General features: G+C 51.1%; 1 protein-coding gene. It reads left to right on the forward strand.

Going from position 1 to position 1,422, the window contains the following annotated elements:
• Positions 1-89 precede the first annotated feature (89 nt).
• Positions 90-1,394 carry an ISL3 family transposase gene (locus DYP60_RS13850; protein ID WP_117331606.1) on the forward strand — a complete coding sequence of 435 codons (1,305 nt, stop codon included), beginning with the start codon at positions 90-92 and terminating at the stop codon, positions 1,392-1,394.
• The last annotated feature ends 28 nt before the right edge of the window (positions 1,395-1,422 follow it).

Below are 1,422 nucleotides of genomic sequence, written 5' to 3' on the forward strand. Positions count from 1 at the left end.
GGCCTTTCGCTGTTCATGGTGGGTAAGGGCCAATAGAATATTCAAAACAGAGGGGTTATCTGCTATGGTGTCTGCAAGGAGTACAGCAGATGATCGACCCCCATTTCCAGAAATTATTCGCACTCGGCCTCAATATTGAAGAACCATGGCATATCACCTCAATCGAGATGGTACCTGCCAAGCGGAATCCCACTTTGATGGAACTGCATATCAAGATTGATTTCGCAGAAGGGGCAACATTCACATACCCTGGAGTTGAAGGAAAGTGCAAGGTCCACGATACCCGGGAAAAAACGTGGAGGCATCTCAATTTCTTCCAGTATCGTTGCTACATCACGGCGAGGGTTCCCAGGGTCATTACACCCGATGGCAAGGTCAAGACTGTTGCGGTCCCCTGGGCCCGCAGCGGAAGCGGGTTTACGCTGATGATGGAGGGTGTGATACTCACCTTGGTCAAGCATATGCCGGTCAGCACGGTGGCCCGGGAAATCGGCGAGCACGATACCAAGATATGGCGCTTGGTCGACTACCATGTGGAGGAGGCCCTCAAGGACCAGGACTTCTCGGATGTCAGTGCAATAGGGGTCGACGAGTACAGCCATAAGGGCCACAACTACATAACGGTCTTCCTCTCCCATCCTGGCATCGTCACCGATGGGAAGGGACGGCGCAAGCAGGCGGGAAAAGGAAGGGTTCTCTTTGTAACGGAAGGAAAAGACAAGGATGCTGTTCTGCGCTTTCTTGGGCGTTTCAAGGAAAAGAACGGTACGCCAGAAAAGGTGGAGGTGGCGACCAGCGACATGATCCACGGCTTTCGCAATGCGATGGGGGAGAGCTTCCCCAATGCCGTTGTCACCGTAGACAAGTTCCATGTGGTCAAGAATTGTTCTGATGCCGTGGATAGTACCAGGAAACGGGAGCTGCGCAGCAAGGACGCCGCAAAGACCAAGGATCTGAAAGAGACCCGGTACATCTGGCTGAAGAACCCCGACAATCTCACCGACAAGCAACGCACACGGCTAACACAGTTGTTGGAGGTAGAGTATCTGGACACGGTTCAGGCATACAGCTGCCGTCTTGAACTGCAGGAGTTCTATGAGACACACAATTCCTACAGTGAAGAAATGATATCAGCTTTTGAGGAGATGGTCATCAAATTCGCGAACTCTCCTGTCATGGAGATTCGCAAGTTCGCAGCGTGCCTGACAAGGAACGCCGTTGAGATTCTCAACTACTTCCAGACATTGAGGACCAATGCCATCCTGGAGGGGTTCAACTCAAAGATAAGCATAATCAAGAGTCGTGCAAGAGGCTTCAAGAACATGAGGAACTTCATGAATATGATCTACTTCGTCTGTGGAGAATTGTCTCTTCCACTACAGCCAATCATGTAGCTCTACCCACTACAAACAGCGAATAACC

The sequence above is a fragment of the Sphaerochaeta halotolerans genome (genome assembly GCF_003429665.1).
In the GTDB taxonomy this organism is placed as follows: domain Bacteria; phylum Spirochaetota; class Spirochaetia; order Sphaerochaetales; family Sphaerochaetaceae; genus Sphaerochaeta; species Sphaerochaeta halotolerans.

What these genes read in the sequence shown, in the direction of transcription:
- DYP60_RS13850 (WP_117331606.1), top strand. Translation starts at nt 90, where the DNA reads ATGATCGACCCCCATTTCCAGAAATTATTCGCACTCGGCCTCAATATT.